The following is a 16,876-nucleotide window of genomic DNA, read 5'->3' on the forward strand; positions in this document are numbered from 1 at the left end:
AAACCCGGATGTCTGCGTATCGCCCGCTTACCCGAGCCGGGCGCTTTCACACACCCGCCCGCGAGATGTCCGCGCCGAAGGCCGGTCAGACCTCGATGCGCTCGCCGAGGGTCACCGTGCGGTGGCGAGGCAGGCGGAAGTAGTCGGCCACGTCCGCGGAGAGGTGGCTGGTGGCGATGAACAGCCTGGTGCGCCACCGGGACATGGCGGGGTGGTCGGCGGCGCGTAGTTCGATCTCGGAGAGGAAGTAGGAGGCGTGGTCCAGGTCGAGTTCGCCTTCGGCCTCGTCGGTGTCGAGGGCGGCCAGGGCGGCGTGGACATCGGGGGTTTCCATATAGCCGACTCGGACGGTGACGTGGACGATGCCGTCGTCGCGGTAGCCGAGGTGGTCGACGCGGACGCGGTCGTCGGGTGCGATTCGAGGGACGGGTTCGGTTTCCACCGAAGCGATGACGGTGTGACGGTGGCGGACGCTGTTGTGTTCGACATTGGCGCGCAGGGCCAGCGGCACGGCGTCCTTGCCGCGGCTGAGGAAGACGGCGGTGCCGTCGACGATCGTCAACCGTGATGGGTCGTGCCACAGGTCGTCGACGAACTCGCGCAGGGAGCCTTCCAGGCGGTCGCGTTCGTCGGCCAGCACGCCGCGCCCGCGTTGGAAGGTCGTCATGACCACGAAGGCGGTCAGGCCGATCAGCAGCGGCAGCCAGGCGCCGTGCAGGAGTTTGGTGAGGTTGGCGGCGACGAACAGCAGGTCCACCGTGAGCAAGGGCGTCCAGACCACCACGACGAGCCACAGTGGCAGTTGCCATTTCGCGTGGGCGAGGTAGCCGAGCAGCAGGGTGGTGATGGTGATCGTGCACGTGACCGCCATACCGAAGGCGAAGGCCAGGGCGGTCGAACTGCGGAAGGCCAGCACCAGCGTGAGCACCGCGACCAGCAGCAGCCAGTTGACCCACGGCACGTAGATCTGCCCGGGCGCCGAGGCCGAGGTGTGCGCGATGCGCAGTCTCGGCAGGTATCCGATCCGCGCGGCCTGGGACGCCACCGAATACGCGCCGGTGATCACCGCCTGCGATGCGATCACCGTCGCCGCGGTGGCGAGGGCGACCATGGGCAGCCGACCCCACTGCGGGACCAGCAGGAAGAACGGGCTCGCCACGTGGGCGCGGGTCCCGAGGATCAGGGCGGCCTGCCCGAAATAGCTGAGCACGCAGGCGGGCAGCACCAGCACAAGCCAAGCGGTGGTGATGGATCGGCGGCCGAAGTGCCCCAGATCCGCGTACAGCGCCTCCGCTCCGGTGACCGCCAGCACGATGGCGGCCAGCGCGAAGAACGCGACGGCGAAATGCCCGGCGAGGAAGCCGAGCGCGTAGCCCGGCCACAGCGCCTTCAGGATCGCCGGATGCCGGCAGATCCCGCCGATGCCGCACGCCGCGATCGCCAGGAACCAGATCACCATCACCGGCCCGAACAACCGGCCCACCGACTCGGTGCCGCGATGCTGAAAGATGAACAGCAGCACGATGATCAGCGCCGTGACCGGGACGACGGCCTTGGCCAGCGACGGTTCCACCACCTCGATCCCCTCCACCGCGGACAGCACCGAGATGGCGGGAGTGATCATGCTGTCGCCGAAGAACAGTGCCGCGCCGAAGATTCCGAGGGCCGCCAGTACCGCGGCGGGCCGGCGGCCGCGCGCGGCGAAGCGCCGCACCAGCGTGATCAGTGCCATGATCCCGCCCTCACCGTCGTTGTCGGCCCGCATGGCCAGCAGCACATAGGTGACGGTCACGATGATCAGCACCGACCAGAACACCAGCGACACGACCCCGTACACAGTGGCGGGTTCCACCGGCACGGGGTGCGGGTCCGCGGGATCGAACACGGTCCGCATCGTGTAGATCGGACTGGTCCCGATGTCGCCGAACACGACCCCCACCGCCCCGATCAGCAGACCCGGCCGAACCGCGTCCCGCAGCGAACCGCGTCCGCCCGGCGCACCGGACTGCCCGGCCGACCCCGGGTCATCCGACACCGTCGAATCCTGGCGCTCGGACATCCCGTCACCTGGCCTGATCGTGGTCCGGATCGATCCCGATCGACAGGTTCGGTCCGCCGGTTCCGGGTACTGCGATCATGTCCCTACCCTCCTCGCCGAGTGCTGATGCCTTCGGCGTACCCGCTCAGAGAGCGGAGACACAGCATCGGAGCAGTGCCATGCCCAAGGAATGGACGAAGAAAGAGGAACGTCAGTACGAGCACGTCCGCGACTCCGCCGAGGAGCGCGGCGAGAGCCCGGCCCGGGCTCGGGAGATCGGTGCCCGCACGGTCAACAAGAATCGTGCCCGCGCGGGCGAGACCAAGACCGCCAGCCGGACGTCCTTGCAGGGTAAGTCCCCGCAACAGCGTGGTGGTGAGCGTTCGGGCCGGCGCGGACCCAAGGGCCTGACCAAGGACCAGTTGTACAACGAGGCCAAGCAGCGAAACATCAAGGGCCGCTCGGGAATGTCGAAAGCGCAGCTCGCCCACGCTCTCGGCCGAGCCTGAACCGCCCCGGGCATCGGTTCGCCATGACTCCCCGGTCACGGCGAACCGTCGCCTGGTTCGAGATCCGCCCATTCCCATTGCAGAGCGGGATGATTGGACGCTTCGAGCAGTAAGGCGTGGACGAACGCCTGCGGTAGATTGCCCCGTAACTGGCGTTGCGCGACATCGAATTCCTCGGCGAACAGGCCCGGTGTGCCGCAGGCGGCGCGGTTGCGTTCGAAGTAGCGGGCCGCGGTGACGGGCAGGGACAGATCGGCCGTCGCGATCGCCATCGCGAAGCCGCACAGCAGAAAGGCGCCCTCGTTGCCGCCGAGCGGGTTCTCGCCGTCGCGATACCGGTAAACGTAGTAGTCGCTGGACAATTCGCGCGCGATCGCGGACACAGTGGCCCTGACTCGCGGATCATCCAGCGGCACGGCGCCGCGGATGATCGGCAGGAGCAGCGCGGCATCCACTTCCGGATGCTGCGGCGACCGCTGCCAGCGGCCGGTGGGGTGCACACTCGTCTTCGCCACCCGCGAGACCAGCGCGTCCGCCAAGCCGGCGCAGATGGCGCTGTCGGCTCCGGTGTCCGGCAATCCGGCGACCGCCCGCAGCCCGGCGGCGCAGATCAGCCCCGAATGCGCCCAGTGCTCGTCGTCGATCTCCCAGATCCCGGCGTCACGCCGATCATGATGTGCGGCAATGGCCTCCACCGCGACACCGACCGCTGACCGGCATTCGGCCGGCAGATGGTGGTGGCGGGCGGCGGCGGCGAACATCAGCAGCGCCTCACCGAAGATGTCGAGCTGGAACTGATCTCGCACGCGATTGCCGACGACCGCGGTGCCGCCGGGATAGCCGGGCAGGTCGACATCCCGCTCACGCGGCACCGCCTCGCCTCGCAGGGTGTAGGCGGGCATCAACGACGGGCCGCCGGCGAGCAGGCGTTCGGCGATGAAGCCGACCGCGGAATCGAGCAGGGGTAACGCGCCGGCCGTCGCGGCCGCGTGCCCGGCCAGGCACTGATCGCGGATCCAGACGTAGCGGTAGTCGTAGTTGGCTCCCTGTTCGTCCCGTTCGGGCAGCCCGGTGGTGGCCGCGGCGACCATGCCGCCGCTGGACCCGGTCATACCGCGCAGCACCGCGTACGCGTGGGACGCGTCGCGCGGCGCGGCATTCGCCCGCAGCCCGGGTACCTCCCGATTCCAGTTGAATTCCGTTGCCGTCCAAGAGAATTCTGGATCCAGCGGAGCATCGGGCAAACCGATGTCCGACAGTTCGAGGACCAGGTCCCGGAACTCGCCGGGTGGCACTCGCAGGAGCAGACGCCAACCCGGGCACACCGGGTCTTCATCGAACACCGCGTCGGGCGCACCGCTCCACCGCAGCCGGAGTCGGCCGCACCGCGCCTCCCACGCACCCGCCGTGCGCCGGACATCGCGCAGCGGCGCCTTTCCGTAGTCGTGGACCGGGTTCAGTTCGACCAGGACCCGGGCTTCGTCATGCAGCGCCCGCACCCGGCGCAGCACGACGACCCGGTGCTCGTCTCCCGGAAAGGCCAGCGCGTCACGGCATTCGATCACCGTGGATCCGGTGACCCACCGGGAATTCCAGATCAGCGTCCGGGGGTCGTAGTAGCCGCCCCAGACGCAGCGCTCGTCGGGAGTCACCGAGTAGACGCTCGATCCCCCGATCAGCGTGTCGAAGACCGGCGCGCTGTCCCATTGCGGTGCGCACAGCCACGCGATGTCACCGCGCGGACCGATCAGCGCGCCCCGTTCGCCGTCGGCCACGAACGCGTACTCCCGCAATACGTGCGGCTGCTCGATCCGGGTCGGTTCCACTCGGTTCGATTACCACGCCGTCGCGGGAGTAACCGTCCGGTGACGACGCCCCTCCATGGGCGAAGGCACGGTCCCCGTTGAGCCGGACCCCTGCGATCATCGCGGGTTCAAGCGCTCCTGCCGCGATGCTCGTGCCATGGATGCAATACCCAGATGGCCACGAAGAGGATGCCGGAAACAATTCCGGCGACGATCCCCGGCCAGGTACCGCCGACGGTGTCGAAAATGAGCACCGCCACCCCGGTCAACGCGACACCGAGCAGGCTCAGGCCCACGATCGCATAACGATGCGCCGCGGTCACCACATTCTCGAGCCGGTGCCGCCGGAAGAGCATACGATGCGCGGCGACCGGCGCGATCAGGCAGATGGTGGCGCCGATCGAGGCGGCCACCACCACGAGGTAGACCACCCGCATCACGCCGGACAGCATGGTGAATCGCGCCTGGAACGGCAGTGTCAGCAGGAAACCGGTCAGCAATTGCACGCCCGTCTGCACGACGCGCAATTCCTGCATCAGGCTGTTCCAATTGCGATCCAGCCGTTCGGTGGGGGTTTCGTGCCGGTCACTCATGGACTGGGTTGCGGCACATCGACATGGCAGTCGGCGATCTTCGGGTTCAGGCCGAGATAGTTGAGCGGACCCGCCACTATCGTGACCGCGATGGTTCCGGCGCTCGCGCAGTTGCTCGGCGCGCTGTCGTAATAGTGCCGTTGCCCGGCGGCCACGGCTCCGATGATCAGCCAGATCACGACCACCAGCAGCAGCAGGCTGCTCGCGCCCGTGCGGCGGCGTCCACGCCACACCCGACGGTCATTCGTGAAAGTTCTCATTTCTCATCACCTTCTCCTGACGGGCGAATACCCCGACAATCGGCCGCCTAACGGGGCAATCGATGCCGTTCCGCGAGTGTGGGCGCACAGGGGAAATCCCCTGGCCTGTCGCGCTGCGGGCCAGGGGATTTCGGTGTGGTTACGTATGAATCGGATCAGCGGTGCTGCTGCGCGCGCTGCCGCTGCTCCTCGGCCTCGGCCCGGGCGCGATCCTTCTCGGCCTGGGCCTCCCGCTTGGCGGCGTCGCGCTGGGCCTCGGCCTTGTCCTGCTGAGCCCGCCCCTCCTCGCGCAGCCCCTCATTGCCGAAGACCTTGCCCGCGGCTTCCTTGGCCGCGCCCTTGACACCCTCGACCACGCCTTCGGCGCCTTCCCGAGGACCGCTCTTCTCGTGCTCTGACATGGGATATACCTCCGTATATCGATTGCAGGGACATTCAGGACCTACCCGGGGCTTCGGACCCGAAACAGGTTGTCGGCCATTTTGTTTCGAGGCGGCGTCCCGCCGGTCAGTGCCGGGCCGGGCGCATCTCCTGGGCCTTGGTCTTCGCGCCCTGGACGACCAGGTGCCAGCCGCCGGGGTCGCCCCGCAGGATGGCTTCCGCGGTGGCCTTCAACTGCTCCCAGGTGGCGTGTGGGGGTATCGGCGGCACTTCCGGGTCGGTGCGGAAGTCGAGCAGCACCGGCCGGTCCGCGGACAATGCGGTGTCCCAGGCCGGGCCGACGTCCTCGGGACGGTCGACCGCGACGGCGGCCAAGCCCATGCAGCGGGCGACGTCCGCGTAGGAGATGTCCGGAAGTGTCTGCGATTCCTCGAATTTCGGTTCACCGCCCATGGCGCGCAGCTCCCAGGTGACCTGGTTGAGGTCGTTGTTGTGGAAGACGCACACGATCAGTCGCGGATCGGCCCAGCGATCCTGATACCGCTGGACGGTCATCAGTTCGGCGAGCCCGTTCATCTGCATCGCCCCATCACCGACCAGGGCGATGACCGGGCGATCAGGGCGGGCGAACTTGGCGCCGATCGCGTACGGCACCCCGGGCCCCATGGTCGCCAGCGTGCCCGACAGCGATCCGCGGATCTCACCGCGGAAGCGCAGGCAGCGCGCGTACCAATTGGCCGCCGAACCGGAATCGGAGGTGAGGATGGCGTTCTCGGGCAGGCGCCGCGACAGCTCCCAGGCCACCCGCATCGGGTTGACCGGCTTCGCGTCGAGCATGGACTGGTTCTCGATCGTCTGCCACCAGCGGGCCACACTCTCCTGGATGTCGATCGCCCAGGCCCGGTCCGGATTCGGCGCCAGCATCGGAATCAGTTCGGTCAGTGTGGCTTTCGCGTCGCCGACCAGGTTGACCTCGGTCGGATAGCGCATGCCGATCATGGTGCCGTCGATGTCGATCTGGACGGCGCGGGCCTGTCCGAAATCCGGAAGGAACTGGGTGTAGGGGAAATTCGAGCCCACGATCAGCAAGGTGTCGCAATCGCGCATCAGCTCATAGCTGGGCCGCGTGCCGAGCAGCCCGATCGAACCGGTCACGAACGGCAGCTCGTCGGAGAGCACGTCCTTGCCCAGCAGCGCCTTGGCCACGCCGGCGCCGGTCAGTTCGGCGATGCGGGTGAGTTCGGTCGCGCACCCGCGCGCTCCCTGTCCGGCCAGGATCGCGACTCTGGTTCCGGCATTGATGATTTCGGCCGCGCGCTCGATCTCCGCGCGAGGCGGAACCACCGTCGGCGCCGCCAGCGCGCCCGGGGAGCTGGAGGGCACCTGTTTGAATTCGTGCTCGGGCGCTTCGTATTTCTCCTCCTGCAGATCCGAGGGAATGATGACCGTGGTCGGCGCGCGCCGGGTGAGGGCGGTGCGGAAGGCGCGGTCCAGCGCGTTGGGCAGCTGGCTCGACACGTTCACCTCGATCAGATAGTCCGAGGCCACGTCCTTGAACAGGCTCTGCAGATCCACTTCCTGCTGGTAACTGCCGCCCATGGCGCTGCGCGCGGTCTGGCCGACGATCGCCACCACGGGCACATGGTCCAATTTCGCGTCGTACAGCCCGTTCAGCAGGTGGATCGCGCCGGGACCGGACGTCGCCGTGCACACCCCCACCGTGCCGCTGAACTTCGCGTACCCGGTCGCCTGGAAAGCGGCCATCTCCTCGTGCCGGGCCTGGATGAAGGCCGGGTCACCGTCGGCGCGACCGAAAGCCGCGATGAGGCCGTTGATGCCGTCGCCGGGATAGCCGAAAACCTGCTCGACACCCCATTCCCGCAACCGCTGCACGACGTGATCACTCACTTGCCGGGCCATGGCGTCTCCTGTCCCTGTGCCGGTTCTCCGCGAACAGCGCCCGAGTACCCGCGAACCCGCACCCCAATCGGCACGTGATCAGTCGGGCACAGCGGGTATTCGCGACAGCAGAACCCAAACCCGCAGGTGACCACCGGAGTGGAGGCACGCCGATGACGGCCGGATCCGATCGACAGCACCGAGCCCGACAACGCACCCGGCTGCCCCTGGAGGCGGTCGCCGCCGATCTGCGACGCGCCGTCGCCGGGGAGGTGCGCTTCGATCCGGGATCGCGGGCGGCGTACTCCACCGACGCGTCCAACTACCGGGCGCTGCCGCTGGGCGTGGTCGTGCCCCGCACACCCGAGGATGCCGAGGCCGCGCTGGCGGTGTGCCGCGAGCACGAGATGCCCGTCCTGTCGCGGGGCGGCGGCACCAGTCTGGCGGGTCAATGCTGCAACGCGGCGGTCGTGCTGGATTGGAGCAAGTACTGCCACCGGGTCACCGAACTCGACGCGGAAGCGCGGACCGTGGTGGCCGAACCGGGCATCGCCCTCGACGCCCTGAACACCGAGCTGGGGCCCTATGACCTCATGGTGGGTCCGAAACCGGCGACCCACGTCAGCTGCACCATCGGCGGGATGATCGGCAACAACTCGTGCGGTTCCACCGCGCAGGCCTACGGGAAGATGGCCGATTCGGTGCGCAGGCTGGAAGTGCTCACCTATGACGGCACCCGCATGTGGGTCGGCGCCGGGATGGCCGGACTCACCGACCCGCTGCGCACCGGTTTGCGCGATCTGACCGAACGCCACGCCGGCGACATCCGCCGCGCCTATCCGCGCATCCCCCGGCGGGTTTCGGGCTACAACCTCGACGCGCTGCTGCCGGAACACGGTTCCGATGCCGCCACACTGCTGGTGGGCAGTGAGAGCACCCTGGTGACAGTGCTGCGCGCCGAGCTCGACCTGGTCCCGGTCCCCGCCGCGACAGCGCTCGTGGTGCTGGGCTTCCCCGACGTGTTCGCCGCCGCCGACGCGGTGCCCGAGGTGCTGGAGCATCACCCGGCCGCACTGGAGGGATTGGATGAACGGCTCGTCCGGCTCGAGCACAGCCGGCACCTCGCCGAGCAGGCGATCCGGCGGCTGCCGGACGGACACGCCTGGCTGATGGTGCAATTCGACGGCGACAGCCCCGACGAGGCCGACCGCGCGGCCCACCGGATGATCCGCGCGGTCACGCACCACGCCGGCGTGAGCGCCACCCTCGTCGACGAGCCCGAGCGGGAAGCCGAGCTGTGGGCGGCGCGCGAGGCCGGGCTCGGCGCCACGGCGTATCCGCCCGGCGGCCGCGAGACGCACGAGGGCTGGGAGGACGCGGCGGTGCCGCCCGAGCGGCTCGGCGATTATCTCCGCGACTTCGAGCGGCTGCTGAAGGTGTTCGACTACGAATCCAGCTCGCTCTACGGTCATTTCGGCCAGGGCTGCGTGCACACCCGCATCCCCTTCGATCTGCGCACCGCCGACGGCATCACCCGTTATCGCGAATTCGTCACGCGCAGCGCGCATCTGGTGACGGACTACGGCGGTTCGCTCTCGGGCGAGCACGGTGACGGGCAGTCACGCGCCGAACTGCTGCGCATCATGTTCGGCGACACCGTGGTCGAGGCGTTCGGCGAGCTGAAGCACCTGTTCGATCCGCACAACCGGATGAACCCGGGAAAGATCGTCCAGCCACGACCGTTGGACGGCGATCTGCGCCAAGGCGTGAACTATCGGCCGTGGGAACCCGCGACGCACTTCGCCTTCCCCGACGATGGATTCCGATTCAGCCATGCCGCCAATCGCTGTGTCGGCGTCGGCAAATGCCGCGGCGAGAGCGGCGGCGTCATGTGCCCCAGCTACCGGGCCACCCGCGAGGAGCAGCATTCGACCCGCGGCCGGGCCCGTCTGCTGTTCGAGATGCTCGAGGGCGACGTCATCACCGAGGGCTGGCGCTCGACCGAGGTGCGCGACGCCCTCGATCTGTGCCTGGCCTGCAAGGGGTGTCGCAGCGACTGCCCGGTCGACGTGGACATGGCGACCTACAAGGCGGAGTTCCTGTCCCATCACTACCACCTCCGACCGCGTCCGATGGCCCACTACTCGATGGGATGGATTCCGCTGTGGGCCAGGCTGGCCGCGCCCGTCGCACCGGTCGTCAACGCGCTGACCCACGCCCCCGGACTGCGTCGGGTGATCGCCCGCGCGGGCGGGGTGGATCCGCGACGGCAGCTCCCCCGCTTCGCCCGCACCCGGTTCACCGAGACGTTCACCGGCTCGGACGGTCTCGCCGCGGCGCCCCACGGCCGGGTGCTGCTGTGGCCGGACACCTTCACCAACAACTTCGACCCCGGCATCGCGCAGGCCGCGGCGGAGGTGCTCGCCGCGGCGGGATTCCACGTCGAGATCCCGGACCGGACCGTCTGCTGCGGCCTGACCTGGATATCCACCGGCCAGCTGCCGACCGCCCGCCGCATCCTGCGGCGCACCCTGCGCATTCTGGAACCCGCACTGCGCGAGAGCATTCCGGTCGTCGTACTCGAGCCCAGCTGCGCGGCGGTATTCCGTTCGGACCTGCCCGAGCTGCTGCACGGCGACGAAGACGCCCACCGCTTGGCCGGGCAGACCCGCACGCTGGCCGAACTGCTCGCCGAACGCGCCCCCGACTGGTCGCCCCCGCGGATCAGCGGTTCCGCCGTGGTGCAGCCGCACTGCCACCACCATGCGATTCTGCACTTCGACCGCGATCGGGAGCTGCTCACCGCCACCGGCGCCGAGGTCGATGTCCTCGATGCCGGATGCTGCGGTCTCGCAGGCAATTTCGGCTTCGAGCGGGGGCACTACGAAGTGTCCGTCGCCTGCGCCGAGGACGCGTTGCTGCCTGCCCTGCGGGCCCGTTCCGCCGATTCGCTCGTCGTCGCGGACGGGTTCAGTTGCCGTACGCAGATCCGCGATCTCCTGCCCGATGCGCGACCACGACACGCGGCCGAGTTGCTCGCGGCCGCTATCCGCGTGTCGGAATGTGCTGCGCCGTAACGGATCTAGACTCCGCCGCATCGACCGATCGAGAGCACCTTCCGCATCAGCCACGTCTGCGCGCTGCGCGGATGGGCGCGTTCGTCGAATTCGCCGTGTGCGCCGTAGTCGTGGCCGCCGGCCCGGTCCAACGGGGCCCACAGATTGTCCGCCCGGTCCGCGGCCGGCGTATCGGTCTGCTGGCTGTCGAATCCGGTGCGGGCCAGATATCGGTCCAGCACCGTCGGAGCCAGCCGCTGGGCGACCAGCGTGCCCACCGTACTCGCGCCGACCCAATACTGTTTGTGCCGTGGATGTTCGGCCGCGAAGGCAACGGCGCGCGCGACCACTTCCGGTTGATAGATCGGCGGAACCGGCTGCGGGGTACGTGGCAGCCGCGACAGCACCCACGAGAACTGCGGAGTGTTCACCGCCGGCGCCTGCACGATGGTGATGCGCACATTGCTGTGCTCGTGCATCAGCTCCACCCGGACGGCCTCGACGACGCCGTTCACCGCGTGCTTGGCTCCGCAGTACGCCGACTGCAAGGGGATCGACCGCTCCCCCAACGCCGATCCGACCTGCACGATCACACCCCGATCCCGCGGCCGCATCCGCGCCAGCGCCGCCCGTATCCCATGCACCGACCCCAGATACGTCACGTCGGTGACACGCTGGAACTCTCGTGGATCGATCTCGCAGAACGGCGCGAACACCGAGGTGAACGCCGAATTCACCCACACGTCGATGGGACCCAGTTCCGCCTCGACCCGGGTCGCGGCGGCGTCCACGGCAGCGTGGTCGGCCACATCGACCGGAATCGCCAGGGCCCGCCCGCCCGCGTCGCGCACGTCCGCGGCGGCGGCGTCCAGACCGGCCTGCCCCCGCGCCAGCAGCGCGACCGACGCTCCTTGCGCGCCGAACCTGCGCGCGGCGGCCCGTCCGATTCCCGCACTGGCTCCGGTAACGACGACCACCTTCGGTTCCTTGTTCGCATGCGGCTTCATGTCGGGCGGATACCACCGCGCACCGCCCGCAACCGCCCCACGCGACCGGCCCCCGCGACCCGGTCCGGACGAACACGACGAGGCGGATAATGGGGTGATGGAGTCTTCGGCCGATCTTCCCGCGGAATCACTCGTCTGGGCTGCGGGGAAATATCCGGGCCCGCGGACGGGAAGCTTCCGTTTCTGGTTCGCCACCCGCCGCTGGGAATGGTCCGCCGAGCTGTACCGCATGCACGGCTACACGCCCGGCGAGGTCGAACCCACCACCGAACTCCTTCTCGCCCACAAACATCCCGACGATCGAGGCAAGGTCGCCGAGGCGATCACCCGCTCGGTCTCATTGGGCGAGCCGTTCTCGAGCCGCCACCGGTTCATCGACACCCACGGGAACGAGCACCACGTGATGGTGGTCGCCGACCGCATCCTCGACGAAGGCCGCCCGGTCGGCACCTCGGGGTTCTACATCGACCTGGAGGGCACCCTGATCCACGCCCAGCACGAGGCCATCGAGCAGCAGATGCCCGGCGTGGTGGAGGCACGAGCCGTGATCGAGCAGGCCAAGGGCGTCCTCATGCGCATGTACCGCATCAACGACGAGCAGGCCTTCAAACTGCTGGTGTGGCGGTCCCAGGAGACCAACACCAAACTCCGCGCCCTGGCCGAACAGCTCCTGCGCGAACTGCCCAATATCCCGCCCGCGCAGCCCGGAACCGTGTCCGCGTTCGACCACATCCTGCTGACCGTGCACGAGCGCATCCCCGAGTGACCCCCCGGCCTCGGGGCCGAATCGCGCTCACATCCCGTTGAATTCGACGATCGGCGGCGGATAGTCGGCGGCGAGGACGCCCGCCCGCCACGGGCGTTGGATCTCGGCGCCGGGCAGCTGGGCGAGCTCGGGCAGCCAGCGGCGGACGTAGTCGCCCTCGGGGTCGAATCGGTCGGCTTGGCGGAGGGGGTTGAGGACACGGCTGGAGCGGGTGTCGGTGCCGGTGCCGGCCATCCACTGCCAGTTCAACCGGTTGTTGGCGACATCGCCGTCGACCAGCCAGCGTTCGAAGTGTTCGGCGCCGATGCGCCAGTCCACGCGGAGGGTCTTGACCAGGAAGCTTGCGGCGATCAATCGGGCCCGGCCCGGCATCCAGCCCTCGGCGAGCAGTTGCCGCATGCCCGCGTCGACCATGGGGTAACCGGTCTGCCCGGCCTGCCAGGCCGCTACGCCACGCGGATCGGACCGCCAGGGCTCGGCCGAGGTGGTCTTGTAGTCGGCCACGGCGACGCGGGGTTCGTCGGCCAGGACCTGGTGGTAGAAGTCGCGCCAGGCGAGCTGACGGAGGAAGGCGAGGGCGCCCGGGTCGGCGGCGGGGGTGCGAGTCACGATCTCGGTGACGGACAGACAGCCGAAATGCAGGTACGGAGACAGTCGCGAGGTGCCGTCGGCGGCGGGGATGTCCTTCTCGTCCTCGTAGCGGCGGACCGGGCCGGACAACCACTGCTCGAGCAGTTTTCGACCAGTCGTCTCCCCACCGACCGCCAGCTGCGGCGACCCGGGACCCGCGTCGAGATCGGCCGCGCCGGGGATCGCTTCGCTCTCCACCTCCGGGACCGTCACGGTGACCGGCGGCGGCACCGGGCGACGCACCGGCGTCTCCAGCCAACGGTGGAAATACGGCGTGAAGATCGCGTAATGCCCGCGCCCGGTATCCGGCCGGATCGCACCGGGATCCACGGCGGTGATCGAGCTGCCGTGCACTCGCAGCTCACCTCCGATGGACGAAAGCTGTTCCCGCAGCGCGTCTTCCCGCCGCCGGCTGTACGGGGTGCCGTCCGCCGCGAGATGCACCGTGTCCGCCCCGACCTCGCGCGCGGCCCGTACCACCTCATCGACCACCCGTCCGTGCCGCACCACCAGCCGCCCGCCCCGCGCGCCCAGCTCGTCGTCGAGCTCGCTCAGCGCCGAGCACAGGAATCGCAGCCGGTTCGCCGCGTCCCCGACCCGGGCCAGCAGGTCGGTGTCCAGAACGAACAAGGGAACCACCGACTTGTTCTCGCGACACGCGGCCGCCAGCGCCGGATTGTCGTGGACCCGCAGATCCCTGGTGAACAACACGATCGACGTTGTCATGCCCGCGCCCCGCCTCCTGATCGATGGTTGCCTGATCGAAGCGACAGTACGGTCCGGCGGCCCGGCGCGCCCGCCCCGCAACGCAGGGCCGGTCGACGCGGATCATGATCAGCGTGCAGAATCGGACATATGCCTCACTCAAATCCGATCAGTGCCTGGAAGTCGCTCCGCGACGGCAACGACCGCTTCGTGTCCGGCAGCCAGGTCCACCCCTCGCAGGGCGCCGGTCACCGCGAAGAGCTGGTGGCGGGCCAGCACCCCACCGCCATCCTGTTCGGCTGTGGTGACTCCCGGGTGGCCGCCGAGATCATTTTCGACCAGGGCCTCGGCGACATGTTCGTGGTCCGGACCGCGGGCCACGTCATCGACTCCTCGGTGCTGGGTTCCATCGAGTACGGCGTGCAGGTCCTCAACGTGCCGCTGATCGTGGTGCTCGGCCACGACAGCTGCGGCGCGGTGAAGGCCACCCTCGACGCGCTGGACGGCGGCGCGGTGCCCGGCGGGTTCATCCGCAGCCTCGTCGAGCGTGTCACCCCGTCGATCCTGCTGGGCCGCCGCGAGGGCCTGAACACCGTCGACGAGCTCGAGGCCCGCCACGTCGCCGAGACCGCGCGGGTTCTCATGGAGCGCTCGCAGATCATCTCGCAGGCCGTCGACGCGGGCCGCCTGGCCATCGCCGGCGTCACGTACCAGCTCAACGACGGCCGCGCCCACCTCAACCAGGTCATCGGCAATATCGGCGAACAGCCCTGAGTTCGGCCGTGCGGAAATCGACAATTCCGCATTGAAATACCAACGGGTCCTGAGGCTTTCGCCGTAATCGCCGCAGGAAACAGGCGGTGCTGTTCCGCATTCGATTTCCGGATTAGCACCGCCTGTTTCTGCGTACACTCTCCCGCGATAGCCGACACCTATACAGCAGGGCTCAACAATGACAAAGCTCGACTGGACCACCACCGTGACAACCGGCCCCGGCGGCATCCGCACCGAGGAAGCCGGAACCCTCGACGGTGAGATCACCCTCCGCACCTTCTGGTCCGACACCGACAATCTCGCACTGGTCACGGTGCAACACCATGAAATCCGCGAGTGGTACACGGTGGCGGGCGGCCCCGTCCCCGCCGACTCCAAGGAACTCGCCGAGGCCGTCCACCAAGCCGCCGTGGCCGCCGCCCGCGAGGGCGACGACGCCACCGCCGGGTAGTAATTCCCCAGAGCGCCCAATCCACCACGGTTTTCGCTCACGCATCAATTCCCACGGCGCAGTCGACGGGTTCGGAGGCGAAGACCTGGTGGATCAAGGTGGAACAGGATTGATTCAGATACATTCGCGCACCTGATCATTCGACGTGTGTCGATCTGTTCACCCGTGGAACATCCTGTAGCTCCGGAACATTGGGTTCGGCGCTACGAGGCGCCTCCAGGATATGCCGGTCCTGGCAGAGGCCAGGTCGGTGATGTTCCAGGAGGATTCGTGGTGACGATGCGCGACGCGCGCCGGTATCTGCCCAATACAGCGGCCACCATGGCGTTGATCGCGCTCGCGGTCGGCGGGGTCGCGATCACGGCGGATTCGCCGCAGAACGACCGGGCGGGCACTGTCGTGGCGTCGTCGAAGGTCTCCGATACCTCCGCCGAGGCGGACCCGGCCACCGAGATCGGGCCGGTCACCGAGCTCGCGGACGTGACCGAGACACCCCAGGACGGGACCGTGCCGGACGACATGCCGGTGGCGGACACCCCCGACAGCGGGGACGTGCCCGGGACCGAGACGCCGAGCCCCGACACCACCGACCCCGCTACCAGCACGCCGGTCACCACGCCGACCGACACTCCGACCACGAGCCCGTCGTCGGGTCCGACCGTCAATGTGAATGTGAGTGCGAGCCTGGGCATTTCGGCGCAGGTCTCCCCGCCGACCGACGTCGTCACGACGCTGACGCCCGGCCTCACCACGGTGACCGCGAGCCCTTCGCCGACCACCACGACCACAGACCCGGCGTCGCCGGTCCCCGTCGCGGCAACGACAGCCACCACGACCGTGCCGGTCCCCGCCGCCGCAGCGACGACCACCACGACCACCCCGATCCCTGCCACCGCAGCGACGACCACCACCGCGACTCCGGTCCCTGCTACCGCAACGACAACAACGACCCCGGTTCCTGCGACGACGACCACCGCGGTCCCGCCCACCCCGACACCCGCCAAGGGGACGACCACCCCGACCACGGTCCGTGCGACCACCCCGTCCAGCAAGCCGACGACACCGCGCCGCACCCCGACGTCGACCACGGTCACCAAAACGACCGCGCCCAAGCCGGTTCCGTCCTCGGCCCGCCCGACGGTCGCGCAACCGCCGACCACGACGCACCGGCCGACGCCGACGACCAGCACGGTGGCTCCCACCACGCCCAAGCCCGTCCCGGCCAAGTAGCGCCGATGACGATGACGGCGCGTCCGGCGCTGCTGGTGGCCGCGGCCGCCGCGATCCTCGCGGGCTGCGGCGTCTCCGACGGAACCTCCGATCCGCTGCCGCCGCGCGGGACCGAGTCGATCCCGGCGATCCGCCTCGACGCGGCCGAGTCTCCGCTCGACCAGCTCCGCGAGTGGGCGCGTGCGCGGTCCGAAACGAGCGGCATCCCGATGCGAGCCCTGCAGGCGTACGGCTATGCGACGGTGGCCATGTCGAAGGCCCAGCCCGGTTGCCATCTCGGCTGGGTGACGCTGGCCGGTATCGCCCGCGTGGAAAGCGATCACGCCCGTTTCGGCGGCGCGACCATCGCCACCGATGGATCGGTGCGCCCCCCGATCCGAGGGATCGCGTTGGACGGCACCGGGGGTAATGCGCGGATCATCGACCCCCATGCCACCACCCGGGCCGGTCATACGGTGTACGCGCGCGCGATGGGCCCGTTCCAGTTCATCCCCGACACCTGGAAACGCTGGGGCGTCCACGCGGCCGTCGGCTACAACACCCTCGCCCCCACGCTGAAGGCCGCCAAACCGGCTGCCACCGGCGACCTTTCGGGCAGCCCGGACAATATCGACGACGCGGCCCTCGCGGCCGGTCGATACCTGTGCGCGACGGGAGGCGATCTGGCCACGGCACACGGCTGGCGGCAGGCCATCCTGGCGTACAACCACTCCGCCGTGTACGTCGATCAAGTGCGCAGCGCCGCGCTCGGCTACCAGAAGTAGCCGAGCGA

The 16,876-nt window shown here is 69.0% G+C and carries 15 protein-coding genes; 7 read left to right on the forward strand and 8 right to left on the reverse strand.

Annotated features, from left to right (window positions below; genetic code table 11):
* Positions 1-85: 85 nt before the first annotated feature.
* Positions 86-2,059: a potassium transporter Kup gene (locus ACFRAQ_RS26725; protein ID WP_379104311.1), complete on the reverse strand. Its 1,974-nt coding sequence runs from the start codon at positions 2,057-2,059 to the stop codon at positions 86-88.
* 158 nt (positions 2,060-2,217) lie between these two features.
* On the opposite strand from ACFRAQ_RS26725, the gene ACFRAQ_RS26730 reads away from it, so the two are divergent.
* Positions 2,218-2,547: a plasmid stabilization protein gene (locus tag ACFRAQ_RS26730; protein WP_379104313.1), complete on the forward strand. Its 330-nt coding sequence runs from the start codon at positions 2,218-2,220 to the stop codon at positions 2,545-2,547.
* Positions 2,548-2,582: 35 nt separating this feature from the next.
* On the opposite strand, the gene ACFRAQ_RS26735 is transcribed toward ACFRAQ_RS26730, so the two are convergent.
* The 5 genes from ACFRAQ_RS26735 to ACFRAQ_RS26755 form a co-directional block, all read right to left on the reverse strand.
* Positions 2,583-4,373: a glycoside hydrolase family 15 protein gene (locus ACFRAQ_RS26735; protein WP_379104315.1), complete on the reverse strand. Its 1,791-nt coding sequence runs from the start codon at positions 4,371-4,373 to the stop codon at positions 2,583-2,585.
* A 107-nt stretch (positions 4,374-4,480) separates the two neighbouring features.
* Positions 4,481-4,945, reverse strand: coding sequence for a DUF6328 family protein (locus tag ACFRAQ_RS26740; RefSeq protein ID WP_379104317.1), 465 nt, complete (start codon positions 4,943-4,945; stop codon positions 4,481-4,483).
* Complete coding sequence (locus tag ACFRAQ_RS26745; RefSeq protein WP_379104319.1) at positions 4,942-5,205, reverse strand: hypothetical protein; 264 nt, start codon at positions 5,203-5,205, stop codon at positions 4,942-4,944. Before ACFRAQ_RS26745 ends, ACFRAQ_RS26740 begins: the two co-directional genes overlap by 4 nt.
* A gap of 155 nt (positions 5,206-5,360) precedes the next feature.
* Positions 5,361-5,606 carry a CsbD family protein gene (locus ACFRAQ_RS26750; RefSeq protein ID WP_357277725.1) on the reverse strand — a complete coding sequence of 82 codons (246 nt, stop codon included), beginning with the start codon at positions 5,604-5,606 and terminating at the stop codon, positions 5,361-5,363.
* 106 nt (positions 5,607-5,712) lie between these two features.
* Complete coding sequence (locus ACFRAQ_RS26755; protein ID WP_379104323.1) at positions 5,713-7,506, reverse strand: thiamine pyrophosphate-requiring protein; 1,794 nt, start codon at positions 7,504-7,506, stop codon at positions 5,713-5,715.
* 152 nt (positions 7,507-7,658) lie between these two features.
* On the opposite strand from ACFRAQ_RS26755, the gene ACFRAQ_RS26760 reads away from it, so the two are divergent.
* Positions 7,659-10,562 carry an FAD-binding and (Fe-S)-binding domain-containing protein gene (locus ACFRAQ_RS26760; RefSeq protein ID WP_379104326.1) on the forward strand — a complete coding sequence of 968 codons (2,904 nt, stop codon included), beginning with the start codon at positions 7,659-7,661 and terminating at the stop codon, positions 10,560-10,562.
* A 5-nt stretch (positions 10,563-10,567) separates the two neighbouring features.
* Here the strand turns inward: ACFRAQ_RS26760 and ACFRAQ_RS26765 are convergent, their stop codons facing one another.
* Positions 10,568-11,548 (reverse strand): SDR family oxidoreductase, encoded by a 981-nt coding sequence (locus ACFRAQ_RS26765; protein ID WP_379104328.1) that lies wholly within the window; start codon positions 11,546-11,548, stop codon positions 10,568-10,570.
* A gap of 97 nt (positions 11,549-11,645) precedes the next feature.
* On the opposite strand from ACFRAQ_RS26765, the gene ACFRAQ_RS26770 reads away from it, so the two are divergent.
* Positions 11,646-12,314 carry a PAS and ANTAR domain-containing protein gene (locus tag ACFRAQ_RS26770; protein ID WP_379104330.1) on the forward strand — a complete coding sequence of 223 codons (669 nt, stop codon included), beginning with the start codon at positions 11,646-11,648 and terminating at the stop codon, positions 12,312-12,314.
* A gap of 27 nt (positions 12,315-12,341) precedes the next feature.
* Here the strand turns inward: ACFRAQ_RS26770 and ACFRAQ_RS26775 are convergent, their stop codons facing one another.
* Positions 12,342-13,670 (reverse strand): cryptochrome/photolyase family protein, encoded by a 1,329-nt coding sequence (locus tag ACFRAQ_RS26775; RefSeq protein ID WP_379104332.1) that lies wholly within the window; start codon positions 13,668-13,670, stop codon positions 12,342-12,344.
* A gap of 129 nt (positions 13,671-13,799) precedes the next feature.
* Between ACFRAQ_RS26775 and ACFRAQ_RS26780 the strand changes: the two genes are divergently transcribed.
* The 4 genes from ACFRAQ_RS26780 to ACFRAQ_RS26795 all read left to right on the forward strand — a co-directional run bounded on the left by ACFRAQ_RS26780 (position 13,800) and on the right by ACFRAQ_RS26795 (position 16,868).
* Positions 13,800-14,423, forward strand: coding sequence for a carbonic anhydrase (locus tag ACFRAQ_RS26780; protein WP_379104335.1), 624 nt, complete (start codon positions 13,800-13,802; stop codon positions 14,421-14,423).
* Positions 14,424-14,601: 178 nt separating this feature from the next.
* Positions 14,602-14,874 carry a hypothetical protein gene (locus ACFRAQ_RS26785; protein WP_379104337.1) on the forward strand — a complete coding sequence of 91 codons (273 nt, stop codon included), beginning with the start codon at positions 14,602-14,604 and terminating at the stop codon, positions 14,872-14,874.
* 273 nt (positions 14,875-15,147) lie between these two features.
* Positions 15,148-16,104: a hypothetical protein gene (locus ACFRAQ_RS26790; RefSeq protein WP_379104339.1), complete on the forward strand. Its 957-nt coding sequence runs from the start codon at positions 15,148-15,150 to the stop codon at positions 16,102-16,104.
* A gap of 5 nt (positions 16,105-16,109) precedes the next feature.
* Positions 16,110-16,868: a lytic transglycosylase domain-containing protein gene (locus ACFRAQ_RS26795; RefSeq protein ID WP_379104341.1), complete on the forward strand. Its 759-nt coding sequence runs from the start codon at positions 16,110-16,112 to the stop codon at positions 16,866-16,868.
* Positions 16,869-16,876 lie beyond the last annotated feature (8 nt).

Source organism: Nocardia sp. NPDC056611, from assembly GCF_042792755.1.
Lineage (GTDB): Bacteria > Actinomycetota > Actinomycetes > Mycobacteriales > Mycobacteriaceae > Nocardia.